Raw genomic sequence first — 18,510 nt, forward strand, 5'->3', positions numbered from 1 at the left:
ATTTATATCTATTGAGGGAGAAAATTTTTAGATAATGTGATAAAATGAATGAATTAATTATTTGTGAGAAGCCAAAAGCTGCGGAAAAAGTAGCTCAGGCTTTATCTTCCAAGGCAAAGAAACATAAATATAATAAAAAGGTTAGTTATTGGGAAATGGATAGGGAAGATAAACATATTGTTATAGTGTCTGCTGTAGGTCATTTGTACTCATTGACTCCTAAAAACAATCGAAACAAGTATTATTTTGACTTAGATTGGGCTCCTGCATATGAAGTTAATAAATCTAGTAGATTTACAAGGGATTATGTCAATGCCATTAAGAAATTTGCAAAAGATGCGGATAGCTTTATCCATGCATGTGATTATGATATTGAGGGTACCTTAATCGGATATAATGCATTAAAATATGCATGTGGCGTTAATGATTTGGCTAAAGTTTCCCGTATGAAATTCTCAACCTTAACTAAAAAGGATGTTGTTGAAGCATATGAAAATAGGATAGAACTGGATATGCCTCAGGTAGAAAGTGGTATAGCAAGGCATGTTTTGGATTATTATTTTGGTGTTAATATCTCTAAGGCATTGATGACTTCTGTTAGAAAATCTAAATATAAATATTTAAAACTTTCAGCAGGTCGTGTTCAAACTCCAACACTTTCAATTCTTGTCAAAAGGGAAAAGGAAATTCAGAAATTTGTTCCTAAACCTTATTGGTTAATCAAGGCAGTTCTTGAAAATGATATTGTTGCAGATCATGTGGAAGGTAAAATCTTTGATCAAAAGAGAGCCGAGAATATCTATAAAAATTGTAAAGGTTCCGATGCCGATGTTTCAAAGGTAAAGATTAACAAAAAAATTAGAAAACCACCTGTTCCATTTAATTTAGGTGATTTACAATCAGAGTCCTATGCAGCATTTGGTTTTTCTCCTAAGAAAACTCAGGTCATTGCTCAGAATTTATATACTGGGGGATATACTTCTTATCCACGTACCTCATCTCAGAAATTACCTGAATCATTAAATTATAAGAACATTCTAATCCAATTATCACAGAACTCCGAATATAAAAAACATATTATAGATCTTCCTAAGAATCTAAAACCTCATGAAGGTAAAAAAACAGATGCAGCTCACCCTGCGATCCACCCGACGGGTGTTTTACCTGAAAAATTGGATAAGGATGAACAAAAAGTTTATAATTTAATTGTCTATAGATTTATCAGTGTATTTTCAACAGATTCTGAGTTGGAAACAATGAAAGTTAATCTTAATGTGGGAAAAGAGGAATTTTCATTTAAAAGAAAACGGGTCTCAGTTCTCGGATGGTTGGCCCATTATCCATTTAAAAAAATTGAGGACGATACATTTCCAGATCTTAAAAAGGGAGATAAGATTAAGGTTAAAGATATTAAATCAGAGGAGAAAAAAACTAAACCTCCTGCAAGATACAACGAATCCTCCCTTATTAAGGAACTTGAGAAAAGAGAGCTTGGTACTAAGGCTACAAGAGCAGATATTATTGCTAAACTTTATGATAGAAAGTATATATCCGGTAAAAAAATTGAGGTTAATCAATTAGGTGAGAATATAATAGATACTTTGGAGGAGTACTGTAAAGACATCACCTCCGAGGAGTTAACCCGTAATTTTGAAAGGGATTTAGATAAAATTAGAGATAATAAATTATCTAAAGATGCCCTTATAAAGGATGCCCAGGAAGAGGTCTTAACTATTCTCTCAGACATTGAGAAAAATGAGAAGGATATTGGAAATAAACTTTACAACGCATATATGAAGAGTCAGATTGTAGGTAAATGTGCATGTGGTGGGGATTTAATTAAAAGATATTCTCCTAAAACCAAAGCTAGTTTTGTGGGATGTTCCAACTATCCTGATTGTAGAACTATTTACTCCCTTCCAAAAGGAGCCAATATTCTTAAAAGTAAATGCCCTAAATGCGGATTACCTATGATTTCCTTTGGTAAACCTCGTCAACACGCATGTCTTGATCCTAACTGTGGTAAGGAAAATGTTAAAAAACCTAAAACTCTTGAGATTGTTGGTACCTGCCCAGAATGTGGAAATAATTTAGTTAAGAGAAATGGTAGATATGGGGAATTTGTAGGTTGTAGAGGATTTCCAAAATGTAGATTCACATGTTCTGTAGATGAACTGGACTCCATATTGGAAAAAGCGAACTCCTCAAGCAGTAGTTCTAAAAAAGACCAGAAAATAGAATCTGATGCAAAATAGATTTCTAATTTTAACCCTTTCTCTTCTTAATTTTATTTTTCGAATCCTTCATTAATCTCTTGTTTTCTATTTTAATTGGATATTATCCTATTTTATATGTTTTATTCATTTCAAATTAAACTTTATTAAGTTAAATTTTATCATTGTGTTTATTATTTTATATCGTGTTTTTTTATCATTTTTTATTGTTTAATCTAAGATAATATTTTATTTTTTTATTTTTTCCATTATCCTTTTTTTAATCCTATTTCTACTTTAAAATAAATAAATTTAAAAATATTAAAATAAATATTATGAATGTATAATATTTTAAAATATTATAATTAGGATTATTAAATTTGTTTAATTCTTTTTCTTTAAGTGGATTTAATATCCTTTATTTAAATGGTGATTTAATTTTTCGTTGAATCTCTATTTAAATTAATTAATGTATACATAATTAAAAATTTAAAGAGATTTTTTACAATTTAAAAATTTGACAGAGGATTTTATGAATAATAAGACAAAGACTATACTTAAGTCTGTAGTAATCATTCTTATACTCCTGGCTATAGTATTTGCTATTAGGGTTCCTGCTGGTGATATTAACGGGGTTCCTTCAGATGTTAAAGCCGAGTATGTTGATTCTTCCGGTCTTCCTTATTTCAGTGAAATGGATTCATATTATAACCTAAGGATGACTCAGGATTTAATAGATCATGGTTACTATGGAGATACTATGGTGAATAACACTCAGGTAGATAATCATAGGTATTCTCCAAATGGTATGAATACTACGTATACTCCAGGAATTGGAGTTGTTACATCATTTATGTATAACCTGGCCAATATATTTGGACATTTTGATGTTAAAACAGTTGCTTTCTGGACTGGTGCTATTATCTCTTGTTTGGCTATTATTCCTTCTTATATTATTGTAAGGAGGGTTACAAATGATTATGGTGCTATCGCGGCATCTTTAATTATAACATTGTCTCCAAACTACTTTGCACACACATTCCCTGGGTTCTTTGATACGGATATGTTTGTATTTGTATTTCCATTGTTTATTGTTCTGTTCTTTATTGAATGTATTCGGTCCAATAACAGGATTCATAAGTTGATCTATGCAATTCTTGCAGTGCTATCAATTATGGCCTTTGCTAAATGTTGGGATGGTTATGTATTTTACTTAGGTATGTTGGCAATATTTGTTGTGATTTACCTAATTGCTAATTTATACTTTAGCCTAACGGATCCTGAAAATAGGGCATCAACTGGTACTAGGATAAAAGATTTCTTCCATCAGAAAGAAGTCTTATCTGTAATTGGTCTTGTAGTATTACTTGTCATTGGTTTATTGATAGTTGATGGTGCAGGTGTTCTTGGAATTGTTAATAATGTACTTAGTGGATTTGCATTACAAGCTTCCTCTACCAGTACAGGATTCCCTAACGTAATGGTATCTGTTGCAGAGCTTCAAGTTCCTGCTTTATCTACAGGTGGAGTACTTGGTTTATTCTTAGCAAGTACCGGTTCCGTTGTAAATGGTGTTGGTGGAATTATCTGTTTCATTGCAGCTTTAGTTGTATTATACACTTATATTACTAGATTTGCAAAACTTAGAAGAACTTCTAATAAAACAACCGCTACTGGTAAACTACCTAAAAACTTAAGACAATCCGCATCTGTAAGATCTGAGAAAAGAAGATTTGAATTCTCTCTTAAAGAAATTGGAGAGTTCGGTTCCCGTGATGAACTTATTCAATCAAGAAAGGAAACATTGCTATATTTAACTTTATTCCTTGTTTGGGCCATTTCTGCATGTGCTGCTGTAACTCAAGGTTCAAGGTTTATTACCTTATTAATTTTACCATTTGGTTTACTTACCGGTATCTTTGTAGGTTATGCTGCTGACTATATCAAGTCCAAAAGGATTGATGACAAAAAACTTGCAGCAACAATTGTAATTGCAATTTTACTTGCTAGTTATCCGGTTATTGCTCAAGTTGATAGGACATTTGGTATTGCTCTATTAATTATACTTTTAATATTGACTGTAATCTTATTCGATGTTAAAAAACCATTGGTTTATAAGGATATACCTTACAAGAAATATTTAGCAATTTTCTGTATATTCCTAGCTATTGTTGCTCCAACTGTAACCTGTGCTTATGCAACATCTAACAGTGTTGTACCAGGTACAAATGATGAAATGTGGGATTCAATGAATTGGATTCAACAAAATGAACCTAATAACACTGTAATTGCATCTTGGTGGGATTTCGGTTATTTATTTGAAATTGCTGCCAACAGACAAACCATGTTTGATGGAGGTATGCAGGGTACAGACGGTAGGGCATACTGGATGGGTGAAGCTATGACTACGGATAATCTAGAACTATCTGCAGGTATTTTCAGAATGCTTGGTACATCTGGTTATGAGCCGGTATACAATGTATTGGAAAAGTATACCCATTCAGATAATGGAACTACAGTAGAGATTGTAAATAAGATCTTGCCACAGAAAAAATCTGATGCTAAGAATACCTTAACAAATCAATATCATGTATCTAGTAGTGATGCAGATAAGGTATTAAGTTATACTCACCCAGATAATCCTAGACCAGTAATATTTGTTGCAAGTTCAGATATGCTTCAAAAAGCAGGCTGGTGGACCTATTTCGGTAGTTGGAAATTCGAAGGTAGTGAAACAGAACAATATCAATATTATCCCGCTAAGAATCAGACTACTATCCTACCTGGTCACTCCGGTAAGATTGATATGCTTGATGAAAATGGAATTAATGTAAGTGTAGTTGTAAACAGAGGTAATCAAAATAATACTACCACTGCTCATGTGGAAACTAGATTTGCAAACAATAATTCTGTTGCTGAGATAAATGGTACAGATTACAATCCGTTAAAAGCAAGTAATATTTTAGTTGTTGAAGATAATTATCTTGTTAAAAACCAGACTATTGGTAATGCAAGTGATGGTAATTACACATTATACTTACTTGGATCTAATAATACCTATATGGCCGTATTGATGAGTAATGAGCTGGTAAATTCAATGTTTACTAGACTCTATCTCTTAGGTGGTAATGGACAGGATATCTTTACACAGGTACATATGGCAAATGGTGTGTCCTTGTGGAGAGTTAACTTTAATAACACTGTTGCAGGTGGAGGTTCAGGTTCCTCATCCGGTAACAACACAACAGGCTAAAATTTAAACTTGTTTAAATTAGTTAAGATTCAATCTTAACTTTTTCTTTTTTTATTTTTAAAATTAGATTTTTTTATGATACCTTATCAAATTTTAAAATTCTGTTTTTTATTTAATTAAGGGGAATTTGTCTAAATTTCATTTTCATTTGAATTTAAAATTTAATATTTGATATTTTTTTCTGTAAATTTTTATAATTTTGTAGAATTAATCAATTGTTTTCTATTTCTTTTTGTATAATTTTAGTGTAATAATATTAATCGTTTTTTAATTTTTTTCTTTTATTTATTACTTTAAATCATATTTTTTCTTTTTAGTATTACTTTTTATAGTTAAGTATTTATATCGGTAAGTATTAATTATTTACTATAAATTATTATATTAATACATTTTTAATATTTAGTAATACTTTTGAAAATATTTTTTTTTAAGAAATATTTTATTATTACGGTGTATTTTGTGTGATTTATATTTATCATTTTTTTATAGAGAGATAGAGGTATTTAACAATGGAAAGAAAGTATGTTATTGCGATAATACTTGTTATTGTTGTTATTGTAGTTGCAGGTGTTGTTATTTTTGGTAACACTTCTCATCAAAGAGGTGATGGGGAATTAGTTGTTGCAGCTTATAGTCATGGGGGAGAACCAGAAACGGGTTTTGATCCTATTTTGGGATGGAATTACTATGCTGAACCTTTAATTCAAAGTACTTTATTAAAGATGACACCGAATATGACTTATAAAAATGATTTGGCTACTAATTATACAATTAGTGATGATTATAAAGAATATGTTGTACAAATTAGACCAAATGTAAAATTTACTGATGGTTCTGATTTAACTGCTGAAGATGTTGCTTTTACATATAATGAGGCAAAAAAATCTGGTCAAAGCTTAGATTTATCTAGTATGTTAAATGCTACTGCTGTTAATGATACAACAGTTAAATTTACATTAAACAAATCAGATTCTACATTCTTAGATAAAATGGCATATATTGGTATTGTTCCTTCAGATTCTTATAATAATGAATCTTATGGTTCTAATCCAATAGGTTCTGGACCATATAAATTTGTCGAATGGGATAAAGGTCAACAAGTAATTTTAGAGGCTAACCCTGATTATTATGGTAAAAAACCAGAGGTTAAGAAGTTAACTATTTTATTTGCTAAAAATGATGCAGCATTCAATGCTGCTAAAAATAATGAAGCAGATGTTGTAGCTGTTCCTCTTACCTATGCTAAAGAAAATGTATCTGGATATACTATGTACTTACAAGATTCTATTGATGTACGTGGTGTTTCATTACCTAATGTAAATAACACTGGCTTAAAATCTGAGGAAGATAACTATACTATAGGTAATAATGTAACTGCAGATATTGCTGTTAGAAAAGCATTAAACTATGGTATTAATAGGACCGCAATGTGCCAAGGTGGATTAAATGGTTTAGGTGTACCTAGTTATGATGGTATTGCTCATCAATTACCATGGTCTAATAATGAATCTGCAATTCAAGATGGAAACATTACTTATGCAAATCAAACATTAGAAAGTGCAGGTTGGAAAGACACTGATGGTGATGGAATCCGTGAGAAAAACGGAACTAAAGCTGCATTCAGTGTTTATTATTCATCTGATGCACCTGAAAGACAAGCATTAGCTGTTTCACTCTCTGAACAAGCTAAGCAAATGGGTATTAACATAACTCCTGTTGGAACTAACTGGGATGAAATCTATCCAAATGAATACTCTCAAGCAGTTGTATGGGGTTATGGTAGTACAGATCCTTCAGATATATACTCTGAATACTCTCCAAATTCTAGTTCAAATGCTGCTATGGTAAATATCAGTGCTGTAAATAGTCACATGGATAAAGCTATGTCTGAATCTCGTGAAGATTCTTATAAAGATTGGTCTGCAGTTTCATGGGATGGTAGTACCGGTATTTCACCTAAAGGTGAAGCAAGTTGGTTATGGCTTGGTGAAATGAAATATGGTTACTTTGTTAATGATAGAGTAGATATTTCAAATGACACTGCTTTATTACAACCTCATGGTGGAGATATTTTCGGAAACATTTATGATTGGAAAATGAAGAATAGTACAAATTCTTCAGCATAAAAATTTTATTAGATTAAATTAATTTTTAATTTAATCTATTTTTTGTTATATTTTTTTTATTTGGAAAATATTTTATATGATTTTTTTTTAATTAATTGAAATATTTATTAAATTTTGAAACTTTTTAATTTTATTAAAAATTAGTTTAGTAAAATTAATTTTTTTTATGATTATGTTTTTATATTCAAATTTTAAATTTAAATTAGATTTATATATTATTTTTAGACTTTAGGAGGTTTTTTCTATTGACAAATAAGAATAAATTATTAAAGTTCTTAGGTTATAAAATTGTAAGATTTATAATCTTATTGTTTTTTGTAATCATGTTAAGCTTTTTATTAATTGATTTATCTCCTATTAATCCTGTTAAAACATATATTGCAAATATTCATGTTAGTCCTGAACAAGTTGCTGCCTTAGAGTCATATTGGGGTGTAAATCAACCTATAACAACAAAGATGGCTAATTGGTTTGCTAATGTTGTTCAAGGTGATTTAGGTAATTCCTTAATATTTAGGGTACCTGTTTTACAAGTTATTGCAGAAAGATTCACGGCATCTCTTCTGTTGATGTTTGTTTCATGGCTGATTTCAGGTATTTTAGGTTTTATTTTAGGTGTTATTGCAGGATATAAAAAAGATACTTGGGTAGATAAAGTAATTAAAACTTATTGTTATTTATTACAATCCGCGCCAACATTTTGGATTGCATTAATTATTTTAATGATATTTAGTATTTATCTAGGATGGTTCCCTACAGGTGGAGGTATTCCAATTGGTAGTGAAAGTAGTTCCGTAAATATTTTGCAATGGTTAAATTGTTTAATTTTACCTGCATTTACCTTAAGTATTTTGGGTGTAGCTCAAATTGCTCTTTATACTAGAGATAGGCTTATTGAAGAAATGTCTAGCGATTACTTTTTATTTGCTAAAGCTAGAGGAGAATCTGGCTGGTCTCTTATTGAAAGACATGGTATAAGAAATGTTTTACTCCCTGCTATTACCTTACAATTTATAGGTTTCAGTGAATTATTTGGGGGAGCTATTCTTGTAGAGCAAGTATTTACTTATCCGGGAATAGGTCAAGCTGCAGTTTCTGCTGGTTTAAACAGTGATGTTCCATTATTGCTTGGAATTGTGATATTTAGTGCTATATTTGTTTATATTGGTAATTTAATTGCAGATATATTATATAACTTTGTAGATCCTAGAATTAGGGAAGGTGAAAATGATGAATAGTTCATCTAATGAAAAGAATAATGTTAATAATGTTTTAGGTCGTATAAACTTAAGAACAAAAACATTACTTGCTATTGGTATTTCAGTGGGAATTTTAGTTTTAGTTATTATAAATAGTTTATTTATAGATTCTACAAACATTGCTACCAATTGGAGCATAATTAACCAACCACCTTCATTTGAACATTTATTTGGTACTGATTGGATGGGTAGAGACATGCTTACTCGTACTCTTAAGGGTTTAGGTTTAAGTGTTCAAATTGGTTTAGGTGCTTCTATTTTAAGTAGTATTATTGCTATTGCTTTAGCAATGTTATCTAGTTTAAATAAATATTTAGATAGTTTTGTATCTTGGTTAATAGATTTATTCTTATCTATTCCTCATATTCTATTGATAATATTAATATCTATCTCATTAGGTGGAGGAGCATTTGGTGTTATTATTGGTGTAGCTTTTACCCATTGGACTTCTTTAGCTAGGGTTCTTAGAGCAGAAATTAAGGAGATACAAACTTCAGAATTTGTTAAATTATCTAGAAACCTAGGCAAATCTAGATTATGGATTGCAAGAAAGCATATACTTCCTTTATTATATACTCAAATTATTGTAGGAACATTATTGATCTTCCCTCATGCAATCATGCATGAAGCAGGTGTAACCTTCTTAGGATTCGGTTTATCACCTCACGAACCTGCAATTGGTATTATTTTATCTGAGTCTATGAGATATCTTGCTACTGGTACTTGGTGGTTAGCATTATTCCCAGGTTTAGCTTTATTAATACTTGTATTATTATTTGATATAGCTGGAGAAAATGTTAAAAAATTATTAAACCCTGCAAGTGCACAGGAATAAGTTTTAGGAGCTAAACTATGAGTGAAAACGCAGAAAATTTATTAAGTGTATATAATATTTCTATTTCATTTATACAATACTCTAAAGGATTGGAACAAATTCATATGAAGGTTATATCCGATTTATCTTTAGATATATCCTCTGGGGAAATTGTTGCAGTTTTAGGTTCCAGTGGGTCTGGTAAAAGTTTACTTGCCCATAGTATTTTAGGAATCTTACCTTCTAATGCAGAGGTTACAGGTACTATGAAGTATTGTGGTGAAGAATTAACTGATGATTTAAAGGAGAAATTGAGAGGAAAAGAGATAGCTTTAATTCCTCAATCAGTTAATTTCTTAGATCCTTTAATGAAAGTTTCAGATCAAGTTATCGGGGATTGTAAAACACCAGAAGAGGAGAAGGAAAAACGTAAAAAACAAAGAGAAATCTTTGAGAAGTATAATCTTTCTGAAGATGTTGACAATATGTATCCTTTCCAATTATCTGGTGGTATGGCAAGAAGGGTTTTAGTTTCAACTGCTTTACTCACTAATCCTAAATTAGTTATTGCAGATGAGCCTACTCCTGGTTTAGATGAAAAATCTGTTAAAGAAACATTAAACTATCTAAAACAAATGGCTGACGATGGTGTTGGAGTTTTACTTATTACTCACGACATCAATGCTGCATTAAAAGTTGCAGATAAGATCGCTATATTCTATGCAGGTTTTGTAATTGAAGTTGCAAATATTGAGGATTTCTCAGGGGATGGTGAAAATCTTTTACATCCATATACTAGAGCTTTATATAAAGCATTACCTCAAAATGGTTTTAAATTAACTGAAGGTCATCAACCATTACATGGTGAGGTAATTAATGGTTGTCCTTATTATAGGTACTGTGAAAATAAGATTGATATTTGTGAAAATCTTAAACCAGAATTAATAGATGTTGAAAATGGTAAAAAAATTAGATGTCATTTATTTGATAGTAAAAAGGATATTTAATTTTTAATTATTTATTTGAAGAGATGATTATATGGAATTGACAGCAAGTAATATTTCATTTAAATATAGTTCTCAATCTGATTATATCCTTAAAGACCTTAATTTAACCATTGATAATAATAAAGTCTTAGGTTTAGTAGGAGATAGTGGTAGTGGTAAATCAAGTTTATGTAAGATTTTATCTTCTTTTATTCTTAATTATGAAGGCGAAGTTAGACTTGATGGAAAACCACTTCCTAAAAAAGGTTATAATCCTGTTCAACTTATATTTCAACATCCTGAAAAGGTGATTAATCCAAAATGGAAAATGAGAGAAGTCTTAAATGAATCTTGGCAAGTTCCTCAGGAATTGTTTGATGAATTTGGTATTCAGGAATCTTGGTTAAATAGATGGCCAAATGAATTATCTGGTGGGGAACTTCAGAGATTTTCAGTTTTGAGATCTTTAAATCCTAAAACAAAGTTTTTAATTGCTGATGAAATGACAACTATGTTAGATGCAGTTACTCAAGTTCAAATATTTGATGCTGTTATTAAAGTAGTTAAGGATAGAAATATGGGATTTTTAGTTGTAAGTCATGATAAAGACTTATTGAGTGTTATATGTGATGATATTGTCCATTTAAATGATTTAAATAATTTTTAATTATTTAATCATTTTTTTATTTTATTTCAAGAATTTAACAACTTATTTTTTTATTTTATTAGGGCTTTAACAAAACTTTGAATTTTTTATTAAAAATAATCTAGTTTTAGTTTTGTTGATAATTCCTTAGAAATTTGAAATTAAATTTTCCTTAAGGCCTCTTATATTTTTTAATTTTATTCTGTTTAATGCTTCTTTAATATATAAAATTAAGTTAAATTAATTGTTAATAATCCTTTTTATGGAAATACTCTTTTTTAAGTTATTGCTAAAAATTATCTATTTATTGAATATTTTTTCAAGTTCTTATTTTCAATATTAAATTTTATATATTGATAAATAGAATATAATATTATTATATATTATTATAAAGATATTTTAGATTAAATCATAATTTTATGAAATATCTTTTTCATTGTTAATCCGCTTTTTATCATGTAAAGTAGAAATTCATGATAAAAAAATGGTTTAATATTTTGATTTTTTTATTATTATTAATTATTAAATATTCAATTCTGGTGAATTTATGAGTGATGATATAGAGCAGAAAATTAAGGATATTGAGGATGAAATCCATAAAACTCAGTATAATAAAGCTACTTCTCACCATATCGGTAAATTAAAAGCTAAGATAGCAAGGCTCAAAGAAGAACAAGAAAAAAGGAGTAGTTCCGGAAACAAAGGTCAAGGGTTTTATGTTAAAAAATCTGGGGATGCTACTGCTGTGCTTGTAGGTTTTCCTTCTGTAGGTAAATCAACATTACTTAATGAATTAACTAATGCTGAAAGTAAGGTTGGAGCTTATCAATTTACAACATTGGATATTATTCCTGGAATCATGGAATATAACAATGCGCAAATCCAAATTTTTGACGTTCCAGGAATTATTACCGGTGCATCTGGTGGAAAAGGTAGAGGTAAAGAAATTTTAGCTGTGGCTAGAGATGCAGATTTAATCATTGTTGTATTGGATGTTTTGAATCCTCAACACTATAATGTGATTTTAAAGGAACTTCATGATATTGGTGTAAGGCCTAATCAGACAAAACCTGATGTAAGGGTTAAGAAGACTGGAAGAGGTGGAGTTAAAGTATCTTCAACCATTCCATTATCAAAATTGGATGAGGTTACCATCAGATCCGTATTAAATGAATATGGTATCCATAATGCCAGCGTTTTATTTAGGGAAGATATTGATGTGGATCAGTTTATTGATGTTTTGGATGCTAATAAATCCTATGTTCCTATGATTGTTTTAATGAATAAAACAGATTTAGTAGATGAGAACTACTTGAATCAACTAAGGGCAGATCCGAACATGCCTGATGATTTTATTCCTATTTCCGCAGATAAGAAACAGAACATGGATTATCTTAGAGAAACAATCTTCAATCAATTAGGCCTTATAAGAGTTTATCTTAAACCTCAAGGAAGACATGCAGACATGAATGATCCTTTGATTATTAAAAAAGGCACTACTGTTATTGAGGCTTGCCGTAAGTTACACAGGGAATTTGTACGTAATTTCAGACATGCTAAGGTTTGGGGAACTTCTGTAAAATTCCCAGGTCAGAAGGTAGGTCCTGATCATGTTCTTGAGGATGAGGATGTTTTAAGGGTTATTCTTAAAAAATAGATTTATTTAAAACTTTTCATTGATTTATTTTTTTATAAATAGTGATTATATGGTTAATACAATTTTTATAAGTGGAACTCCTTGTACAGGTAAAACTACAGTTTCAGAAGCTTTGTTTAATAGGCTAAATAATGAGGATCATTATGATGTAAAACTTGTTAAAGCTAATGATTTGGCATTTGATAATGATTTGATTTTAGGTGATGATCCTGATAAGGCATATAAAGTGGTGGATTTGAAAGGATTAGACTCTAAATTTGGTGAGGTTCAAAGGGAATTTCTATCTTCTGAAGGTGAAAAGCCTAAGTTGTTAATATTTGAAGGTCATCTAACACACTTTTGCTCTAATCCTGATAAGGTAATTATCTTAAGAGTTCATCCCGATAAACTAAAAGAGAGATTGGCGGAAAGGAATTATTCCCCATCTAAAATTCATGAGAATTTAGGTGCAGAATGTTTAGGTGTCTGTTCTGTTGAGTCTTATGAAAGACATGGAAGTAAAGCCCATGAAATTGATGTTACTGATATGTCAGTTGACGAGATTTTAGATATTGTTGTAAGGATTATTAATGGGGAACGTATTTATCCTGTAGGTGTCGTTGATTATTTAGGCTGGTTTGTAAAGGATGAGGAAGGTTCTGATTAATTCACTTTTTAATTGATTTCTCATTTACTTAAATCTATAAATTTAAGCTATTTTTTTTATAACTTTTTTATGAATATTCTACTTTTAAAGAAAACCTTTTTATTATATAATAACATAAATAATATTGGAACTTTTTATGATATTTTAGTTTTATAGTAAAACTTTTTATATAGTAAAAACATAATGTTTCTTAATATACTTCTTGTATATTATGGTAGTTAATATCTATTAGAATTATGTTTTATTTTTTTTAAAATCTTTTATTTGTTCTTAGAACTTCTATAATTCTATTTATTAGAGTTTATATGCCAATTATGAGAGGGGTATATTTGACTAGAGGAAAAAAACCAAAATGGATATTGAATATTGCTAATGAAAGAATTGATATTCTTTTTAAACAGGCGGAAGAGGAATTTCATGTTCATCCTGAAAGATCCCATCGTTATGTTGAATTGGCTTTAAAGATTTCCACTAAATATAATGTTAAAATTCCTCAGAAATGGAACAGAAGATATTGTAAAAACTGTCATAAGTTCCTTTATCCTGGTTGCAACTGTACAGTCCGGCTAGTTAACAGTGAAGTTAACATTAAATGTACTGAATGCGGTCATATTACTAATATTCCTTACAAAAAGGAGATAAAATCAAAAAGGAGAGCTAAAATTGACTCATACATTAACAAAAAAAGAAATAATGAATGAAGCTCTTTCTGCTATAACAATCAATATTGGCAAATCTGGTGTTAATGATAATGTAATCAATGAAGTCAGACGCCAATTGAAATCTAATGAGGTTGTTAAACTAAAATTTGCTAGGTCAATAGCAAAAGATAAAGATGATTATATAAGCAACATTGTCAAAGAGACTAAGGCAGAATTAATCGATGTAAGAGGTCATGTTGCTGTTATTTATAAGAAGAAATCTTAATACTCATTTTGAGTTACAAACTTATTTTACTTTAGCTTAATGCTAAGATTAAGTTTAATTTGAGGATCATATTAAGAATTTACATCTATTAAATTATTGAATACATCTATTTGAAAATTAATATATGGAGAATTAATATGAGTACTGTATATGATGTACCTGCAGATGTTTTAATCAATCATCTTGCAGATGAATTTAAAAACAATAATGATAAAATACAATCACCTGAATGGTCTCATCTTGTAAAAACTGGTGTTCATAAAGAAAGAAAACCTGTGGATGTAGATTGGTGGTATGTAAGATGTGCTGCTATCTTAAGAAAAGTTTACATTAGTGGTCCTATAGGTGTTAGAACTTTAAGAATTAAATACGGTGGTAAAAAAGACCGTGGTGTAAACCCTGAATCTTTCAGAATGGGAAGTGGTTCTATTGTTAGAGGAGCTTTAAACCAATTAGAAGATGCAGGTCTTGTTGAAAAAGTTGATGGTGGAAGAGTAGTAACTCCACAAGGTCAATCATATTTAGATAAAGTTTCAACAGAATTAATCAAAGATATTCCAGAACTTGAAAAATATTAAATTTATTTTTTAATTGAAAAAAAGATATGGGGATTTGTATATGAGTGAATTAGATGATATTCGTCGTAAAAAATTAGAGCAATTACAAAGACAACAGGCTATGGCTGCTAATCAGCAACAAATGCAACAACAAGCACAGCAGCAAGCTCAACAACAAGCTCAACAACAACAGTTAGAACAACAAATCAATCAAGCTGTAAGACAAATCATGACTCCTGAAGCTCGAAGCAGATTAGCCAATCTTAAGTTGACTAAACCTGAATTAGTCCAACAAATTGAAATTCAATTAATTCAATCTGCTCAAGCAGGAAGTTTAAGAGGAAAAGTTACTGATGAGCAATTAAAAGTCTTACTAAGACAACTTGCCAGTCAGAAAAGAGAAATTCATATAACTAGGAAATAGATTCCTGAAAATTATTACTATGAAAGCTTGTGTATTATATAGTGGTGGTAAAGACAGTTCTCTCATGGCTATAACCTTAAAGAGGTTAGGTTTTGATGTAGAGGTATGTACTGCTAACTTTGGTGTATATGACTCATTTGTTCCTGCTAGCATGTCAGCTAAAGCTTTAGGAATACCACATCGGGTTCTTCATTTAGATAAGAAAATCTTGGAAGACGGTGTTAAAAGAATTATGGATGACGGTTTTCCAAATGAGGGGATTAAGTATATTCATAATCAGGTTATTGAAGCTGTAGCAGAAGAGTATCCAGTTGTTGCTGATGGTACAAGAAGAGATGATAAAACTCCTAAACTTAATAGGGATCAAATTCAAAGTTTAGAAGATAGGAAGGATGTCCAATATATTAACCTGGATAGTTTTGGTTATAAAACTGTTAATACCTTAGTTTCATCACTGTTTAAAGTAACAAATAAGAAAAGTAATAGGGATAATAGTTCTGATTATGAGGTTGAGATTAGAATTCTAATAGATCAACTTGGAGGGGATTCAAGTAGTATCTTCCCAGAACATTATCAAACTAATGTTGTTGGATTTAAGGATTGAATTATGGAAATAGATTGTCCATATCGTTTAAAAATTTAATAATTATTAAGGTGAAAAAATGAGTAGAAACAAACCTGCTGCTAAAAAATTAAGAATGGCAAAAGCAAACAAACAAAATAGAAGAATTCCTATTTGGGCTTATGCTAAAACTAATCGTAAATTACAATACAGACCTAAGCCTAGACATTGGAGAAGAAATAATCTTAAAATTTAGAGGTGTTAAATATGGCGGAAGATTTAGAAAGAGTATACACAATACCTCTTCGTAATGTAAAAAATGTCAAAAGGACTATTAGAGCTCCTAGGGCTATTAGAGAAGTAAAAAACTTTTTAATGAAACATATGAAAGTTGAAGATGTTGTCATTGATTCTTCAATAAATGAAAAGATTTGGGAAAGAGGAATTCAAAAGATTCCATCTAAAATCAAAGTAAAAGCAACTCTTGTTGAAGAAGATGATGAAAGATATGTTAAAGCAGAACTTGCTGAATAGATATCTGAATCTTTATTTTTTAATATTTTCATTATTAATTTAATTAATAAGGTAAAATAAATGTTAAAAAGAATTAATCTTACAGGAAATCCTAATTTAGGTGTTTATATAGCTGTTAATGAGGATGTAGCTATCGTTCCTAATAATATCTTAGAATCTAAAGAGGAAATCCTTAGAGAGGCTTTAGATGTTGATGTTGTTAAATGTTCTATCGCTGGATCTAACTTAGCTGGTGCTTTATTAGTTGGAAATTCTAATGGTTTCATTGTTTCTCCTTTCATTTATGATAGAGAGCTAGCTACTTTAAAAGAAGCAGGTATTGAAAACATTGTTCCATTACCTGATAAATATACTGCTGTAGGTAATATTCTTGTAGCAAATGATAATGGAGCTATTATTAGTCCTAAAGTTTCAGAAACTGCAGTTGATGTTATTGAGGAAACATTGGATGTCGATGTTACCCAGGCAGAAATCGCAGGTTATGATATTATAGGTTCTTTAGTTTCTGTTACTAATAAAGGATTTCTTACCCATAAAGATTCATCTCCTGAAGACCTTAAATTACTTGAGGACACACTTGGTGTGGAAGGTAATGTTGGTACTGTAAATAGGGGTATTCCTCTTGTAGGTGCTTGTTCAGTATCTAATTCTAAAGGAGTAATTGTAGGTGAAGACACTACTGGTCCTGAAATGGCTAGGATAGAAGAATCTTTAGGATTTTTAGATTCATTTTAAATTATTTATCAAAATGAGGGATTATAATGCAAACTAAAATTTACAGAGTTACAGGTAAATTTGTAAATGGTGATCGTGTCCAAAAATTTACTAAAGAACTTAAATCATTTAATGAAGAAAATATCTATGAAAAAATCTATTCTGACTTTGGTAGTAAACACAGAATAAACAGAAATCAAATAGATATTGAAGAAATAAAAGAAATCACCCCTGAAGAAGTAATTGATCCTATTGTTAAAGGTATATTATAGGTAAGGTGTTTTTTATGGATGATCAGCAAAAGTTACAACAGATGATAAATGAACTTAATGTTTATAAAAGTCAAGCTGATTTGTTACAACAACAAATAGATGCTCTTAATGCTTCTATGGCTGAACTTGAAGTTTTAAAATCTACAATCAATGAGATGAAAGATAAAGATTCAGCCGAATCTTTAATTCCTGTTGGTGGCGGAGCTTTCATGGAAGGTGAAATCAAAAACACTTCAAATGTTGTAATGAGTATTGGTGCTGGTGTTGCTGTAAAACAAACTACTGAAGAAGCTATTGAAACTATCAATTCTCAGGAAGAGGAATTAAAAGATAATTTAGATAAGGCTTTAAAATCTTTACAAAAAGTCTCAGATTATATTGGTCAATTATCCCCTGCTGCTGAAAACTTAGCAAGGGCTCTTCAAGCAGAAGGTAAATTACCTCAACAATAGTTTCCAGTACTTTTCTTTTATTTTATTTTTTCTATTTTTATACTATTTTTCTATAATTGTCTATTTTTGTCTGTTTTTTCATTGATTTTTCTGTATTTTGAATATATCTATAAAATAATTGTTTTTATATTATAAGAGGGTATACTTCTTAATTTATTCAATAGGTTATTTTTTTTATAATGTTTCTTTCTAAAAATTGTTATATGCCCCTGATTTATTTTTTTTATATTTGGGTTCTATATTTTAAAAATAGTTTCTATATCAATAATTTTTATTATTTTTCTCAAATATTTTAAACATGGGATATTCTTGGTATGTCTTCTATTTTTTACTTTAAGTTAAAATTTTTTAAATCATTATATTGATTCAAGATTAGATATTCTTAAATATCTTATAATTGTATTAATTTTATTTCATTAAACTTTTATTCTGATAATATTTTTAGAAAACTAACATGATTCTATTATC

The 18,510-nt window shown here is 29.8% G+C and carries 19 protein-coding genes; all 19 read left to right on the forward strand.

The window, feature by feature from the left end; all coding sequences use genetic code 11:
- The first annotated feature begins 44 nt into the window (after positions 1–44).
- The 19 genes from topA (at position 45) to pfdA (ending at position 18,042) form a co-directional block, all read left to right on the forward strand.
- Positions 45–2,255, forward strand: a complete 2,211-nt coding sequence (topA, locus tag ABM4_RS00910) for a DNA topoisomerase I (protein ID WP_016357804.1) — start codon at positions 45–47, stop codon at positions 2,253–2,255.
- 490 nt (positions 2,256–2,745) lie between these two features.
- Positions 2,746–5,466 (forward strand): STT3 domain-containing protein, encoded by a 2,721-nt coding sequence (locus tag ABM4_RS00915; RefSeq protein ID WP_016357805.1) that lies wholly within the window; start codon positions 2,746–2,748, stop codon positions 5,464–5,466.
- A 509-nt stretch (positions 5,467–5,975) separates the two neighbouring features.
- Positions 5,976–7,592, forward strand: a complete 1,617-nt coding sequence (locus ABM4_RS00920; protein WP_016357806.1) for an ABC transporter substrate-binding protein — start codon at positions 5,976–5,978, stop codon at positions 7,590–7,592.
- 245 nt (positions 7,593–7,837) lie between these two features.
- Positions 7,838–8,830, forward strand: a complete 993-nt coding sequence (locus ABM4_RS00925; RefSeq protein ID WP_016357807.1) for an ABC transporter permease — start codon at positions 7,838–7,840, stop codon at positions 8,828–8,830.
- On the forward strand, positions 8,820–9,686 hold the full coding sequence (locus ABM4_RS00930; RefSeq protein WP_016357808.1) for an ABC transporter permease: 867 nt from the start codon (positions 8,820–8,822) through the stop codon (positions 9,684–9,686). Before ABM4_RS00925 ends, ABM4_RS00930 begins: the two co-directional genes overlap by 11 nt.
- Positions 9,687–9,703: 17 nt before the next feature.
- Positions 9,704–10,672, forward strand: coding sequence for an ABC transporter ATP-binding protein (locus ABM4_RS00935; RefSeq protein ID WP_016357809.1), 969 nt, complete (start codon positions 9,704–9,706; stop codon positions 10,670–10,672).
- Between the two features lie 31 nt (positions 10,673–10,703).
- Positions 10,704–11,318, forward strand: a complete 615-nt coding sequence (locus ABM4_RS00940; protein ID WP_016357810.1) for an ABC transporter ATP-binding protein — start codon at positions 10,704–10,706, stop codon at positions 11,316–11,318.
- 526 nt (positions 11,319–11,844) lie between these two features.
- The gene (locus ABM4_RS00945) at positions 11,845–12,954 is read left to right on the forward strand and encodes a GTP-binding protein (protein WP_016357811.1); all 1,110 of its coding nucleotides are present in this window, start codon (positions 11,845–11,847) and stop codon (positions 12,952–12,954) included.
- Positions 12,955–13,003: 49 nt separating this feature from the next.
- Positions 13,004–13,600, forward strand: coding sequence for an adenylate kinase family protein (locus ABM4_RS00950; protein WP_016357812.1), 597 nt, complete (start codon positions 13,004–13,006; stop codon positions 13,598–13,600).
- 329 nt (positions 13,601–13,929) lie between these two features.
- Positions 13,930–14,301 (forward strand): ribonuclease P protein component 4, encoded by a 372-nt coding sequence (locus ABM4_RS00955; protein ID WP_016357813.1) that lies wholly within the window; start codon positions 13,930–13,932, stop codon positions 14,299–14,301.
- Positions 14,294–14,527 carry a YhbY family RNA-binding protein gene (locus tag ABM4_RS00960; protein WP_040682412.1) on the forward strand — a complete coding sequence of 78 codons (234 nt, stop codon included), beginning with the start codon at positions 14,294–14,296 and terminating at the stop codon, positions 14,525–14,527. Before ABM4_RS00955 ends, ABM4_RS00960 begins: the two co-directional genes overlap by 8 nt.
- A 137-nt stretch (positions 14,528–14,664) precedes the next feature.
- Positions 14,665–15,105 (forward strand): 30S ribosomal protein S19e, encoded by a 441-nt coding sequence (locus tag ABM4_RS00965; RefSeq protein ID WP_016357815.1) that lies wholly within the window; start codon positions 14,665–14,667, stop codon positions 15,103–15,105.
- A 40-nt stretch (positions 15,106–15,145) separates the two neighbouring features.
- Positions 15,146–15,508, forward strand: coding sequence for a DNA-binding protein (locus tag ABM4_RS00970; RefSeq protein WP_016357816.1), 363 nt, complete (start codon positions 15,146–15,148; stop codon positions 15,506–15,508).
- 19 nt (positions 15,509–15,527) lie between these two features.
- Positions 15,528–16,112: a tRNA methyltransferase subunit gene (locus ABM4_RS00975; protein WP_016357817.1), complete on the forward strand. Its 585-nt coding sequence runs from the start codon at positions 15,528–15,530 to the stop codon at positions 16,110–16,112.
- 58 nt (positions 16,113–16,170) lie between these two features.
- Positions 16,171–16,326 carry a 50S ribosomal protein L39e gene (locus ABM4_RS00980; RefSeq protein ID WP_016357818.1) on the forward strand — a complete coding sequence of 52 codons (156 nt, stop codon included), beginning with the start codon at positions 16,171–16,173 and terminating at the stop codon, positions 16,324–16,326.
- 11 nt (positions 16,327–16,337) lie between these two features.
- Entirely contained in the window at positions 16,338–16,604 is a 267-nt protein-coding gene (locus ABM4_RS00985) for a 50S ribosomal protein L31e (protein WP_016357819.1), read from the forward strand.
- A 60-nt stretch (positions 16,605–16,664) separates the two neighbouring features.
- Entirely contained in the window at positions 16,665–17,339 is a 675-nt protein-coding gene (locus ABM4_RS00990) for a translation initiation factor IF-6 (protein ID WP_016357820.1), read from the forward strand.
- Positions 17,340–17,365: 26 nt separating this feature from the next.
- A complete protein-coding gene (gene rpl18a, locus ABM4_RS00995) occupies positions 17,366–17,590 on the forward strand; it encodes a 50S ribosomal protein L18Ae (protein WP_016357821.1) in 225 nt (74 codons plus the stop codon).
- Positions 17,591–17,604: 14 nt separating this feature from the next.
- Complete coding sequence (pfdA, locus tag ABM4_RS01000) at positions 17,605–18,042, forward strand: prefoldin subunit alpha (RefSeq protein WP_016357822.1); 438 nt, start codon at positions 17,605–17,607, stop codon at positions 18,040–18,042.
- Positions 18,043–18,510: the final 468 nt, after the last annotated feature.

Origin of the sequence: Methanobrevibacter sp. AbM4 (assembly GCF_000404165.1) — an archaeon.
GTDB classification, from domain to species: domain Archaea; phylum Methanobacteriota; class Methanobacteria; order Methanobacteriales; family Methanobacteriaceae; genus Methanarmilla; species Methanarmilla boviskoreani.